Genomic DNA, 3,001 nt, shown 5'->3' with positions numbered 1-3,001 from the left:
GTCGGCCGCACCCGCCCGATCCACCCCGGTGCGCACCGGGGTGGATCGGGCGGGTGCGGCCGACACCGGCTGTGCCCGGGCCGCGAGCGCCGCCGGCAGCACGCGCTCGACGTACTCGCAGAGCACGTGGGTGGCGACCAGGTGCAGCTCCTGCACCACCTGGCTCTCCGGTGAGTCGATGGCGAGGGTCTCCTCGCAGACGTCGGCGAGGGGGTTGGGGGTGGGGCCGGTGAAGGCCCAGCAGCGCAGGCCGGTGTCGCGTGCGGTGTGGGCGGCGGTGAGGAGGTTGGTGCTGGTGCCGCTGGTGGACATGAGCAGGAGGATGTCGTCGGGTCGGCCGTGGGCGCGGACCTGGCGGGCGAAGACCTCGTGGTAGCCGTAGTCGTTGCCGATGGCGGTGAGGGCGCTGGTCTCGGCGTGCAGGGCGATGGCGGAGAGGGGTTCGCGGTCGTCGCGGAGTTTGCCGACGAGTTCGGCGGTAAGGTGTTGGGCCTCGGCGGCGCTGCCCCCGTTGCCCGCCACCAGCAGCCGCCCGCCCCGGGCCAGCGTCCAGGCCAGCTCGGTGCCCCAGTCGGCCAGCCGCTCGGCCTGCCGGCGGTACGGCAGCAGCGTTGCGGCGAGCCCGGACAGGTGCGCGTCGAGGGTGGAGAGCTGGGTCATCAGGCCACCGCCCGGGCGGGACGGGCGACCGTGGCCACCGCGGCGTAGACCGCGCCGAGCTGCTCGGCGCAGCGCTTCCACGAGTACCGGCTGCGGATCCGGTCCAGCGCCGCCGTGGCGTACGCGAAGCGGCGGACCTTGTCGGCCAGCAGCCGGCGGACTGCGGCCCCCAGGGCGCGGGGGTCGCGCGGCGGGACCAGGTCGCCGGTGAGCCCGTCGACGACGGTGTCGGCGATGCCGCCCACGTCGGTGCCGATCACCGGCACCCCGCAGGCCATGCCCTCCAGCGGGGTGAGCCCGAACGGCTCGTACCAGGGGGCGGCGACCAGCACGTCGGCCGAGCGGTACCAGGAGGCCATCTCCTCGCGGGGCACGCCGCCGACCAGCTCGACCCGGTCGGCGACGCCGCAGGACTCGGCGAGGGCGGACAGCCGGCGGGCGAAGGAGTCGGCGGGGAGCAGCTCGGCCGGTGGCCCGCCGACCACCACGCACTCGGCGTCCGGCACGGCCGGCAGCGCCCGGACCACATCGAGGAAGCCCTTGCGTTCCACCATCCGGCCGACGGTGAGGATCCGCGGCCGGGCCGGGTCGTGCGGGGCGACCGGGCCGTCCGGGCGGAACACGTCCTGGTTGACGCCGGAGGGCACCAGCGCCATCCGGGACCGGGGCACCCCCATCCGGACCAGCTCGGCGACCTCGTCCGCGCACTGTACGACGACCCGGTCGACGGCCCGGCCCAGCGCGCGTTCGTAGCCGACCCGCCCTGGTGGACTGGTGTCCCGGCCGCCCTGGTGCCGTCGTTTCACCGTGCCGAGCGCGTGGTACGTCAGCACGGTCGGCACCCCGGTACGCCGGCCGGCGTGCACGGTGGCCAGGCCGCTCATCCAGAAGTGCGCGTGCGCGACGTCGGGCGTCCAGTCCCCGTGCCGCCACCGGTCTTCGAGCCAGCCGCCGAACTCCCCCATGTACGGCAGCAGCTCGTCCTTGGGCACCCGCCGCGCCGGCCCGGCCGGCACGTGGCAGACCTGGTAACCGCCCGGTGTGGACACCGACTCGGGCAGCGTGGTGGAGTCCCGGCGGGTGTAGACGCGGACGTCGTGCCCCTCGCCGACCAGCGCGGCCGCGAGTTCCGCCACGTGGGTGTTCTGACCGCCGGCGTCCTCCTCGCCGAGGACGGCGAGCGGGCTGGCGTGCTCCGAGATCATCGCGATGCGCATGTTTCCTCCTCCATCAGCCGGTCCCAGTCAGTGAGAAACCGGTCGAGCCCGAAGCGGTTCTGCGTCACCTCGCGCGCCCGCGCCCCCAGCCGGTACGCCGCGTCGCGGTCCTCGGCGAGCCAGCGGGCCGCCTCCACCAGCGTGTCGACCCGGGTGGACAGCACCGCCGCGTCGGGCGGTACGGCGTCCACCGCCTCGGTGGTGGCGAGCGCGACCACCGGCATGCCGATCGTCATGGCCTCGATGAGGCTCAGCCCCAGCGAGGTCCACCGGCACAGGTGCAGGTACGCCCGCCGGCGGGCGACCGCCGCGTGCATCCGGTCCTGCGGCAGGTCCTCGTGCCCGGTGACCGGGTGGGCGAGGGCGGCGCCGGCCGCGGTGAGCGCCTCCGGCAGTCCGGCCACCCCCATGCCGAACACGTCCAGCGGGGCGACTGCCGCGAACCGGGGCATCAGGTCGGTGCCGGTGACCCGCCAGCGGCGGACCGGCTCGTTGGTGACCACCGCGAGCCGGTCGAGGTCGCCGGTCCACTCCACCCGGGGCGGGACGATGCCGTGCTCGATCACCGCCGTGCGGGTGCCGCCGTTGTCCCAGAACAGTTCGTTGAAGTGGGTCACGTGGGTGAGCAGCAGGTCGTCCCGGTCGGCCATCGGGTGGCGGGTGTTGGGCACGTCGCCCTTGGGGGTGTTGTGCTCGACGTAGATCGCCGGTAGGTCCCGCCCCGGCCGGCGGCCCAGCCACTGCTCGGTCAGCTCCAGCTCCTGCGGCCGTTGCAGGATCACCACGTCCACGTCCGCCCGGCCCAGCTCCTGCGGGGTCACCTCCACCGCGCTGTCGGGCCACGGATAGGTTCGCGCCCGGCCCAGGCCGTACGGGCCCCGGTCGGGGGTGACCGGCACCAGGTACCGGTGTTTCCCGTGCACGAAGGACGTGGTCCAGGAGCCGTGCACGTGCCAGAGCAGGACGTTCATGCCTCTCCTCGCGATCGGGCTGGTCGGGGGCCGGGACGGACAGGGGCTCAGGTGGGCGCGGGCGGTGCGAGGAGGCGGACGGCCGCGGCCACCTCGGCCGGGTCGACGCCGGTCAGGCAGGGGTGCCCGGCGACCGGGCAGACCGCCGCCCGG

The 3,001-nt window shown here is 75.0% G+C and carries 3 protein-coding genes; all 3 read right to left on the bottom strand.

Features of this window, described 5'->3' with window-relative positions:
- Positions 1-660 (bottom strand): D-sedoheptulose-7-phosphate isomerase (locus tag DKT69_RS34230; protein ID WP_109805539.1); only part of this gene is annotated, 660 nt, incomplete at its 3' end.
- Complete coding sequence (locus tag DKT69_RS34225; protein WP_109805538.1) at positions 660-1,877, bottom strand: glycosyltransferase; 1,218 nt, start codon at positions 1,875-1,877, stop codon at positions 660-662. The genes DKT69_RS34230 and DKT69_RS34225, both read right to left, overlap by 1 nt.
- A complete protein-coding gene (locus tag DKT69_RS34220; protein ID WP_109805537.1) occupies positions 1,862-2,848 on the bottom strand; it encodes a glycosyltransferase in 987 nt (328 codons plus the stop codon). The genes DKT69_RS34225 and DKT69_RS34220 overlap by 16 nt, the downstream gene beginning before the upstream one ends.
- Positions 2,849-3,001 lie beyond the last annotated feature (153 nt).

The sequence above is a fragment of the Micromonospora sicca genome (assembly GCF_003172935.1).
Taxonomy (GTDB): domain Bacteria; phylum Actinomycetota; class Actinomycetes; order Mycobacteriales; family Micromonosporaceae; genus Micromonospora; species Micromonospora sicca.
Note: the sequence above shows the minus strand (reverse complement) of the source record. Positions and strands in the feature narration are given on the sequence as shown.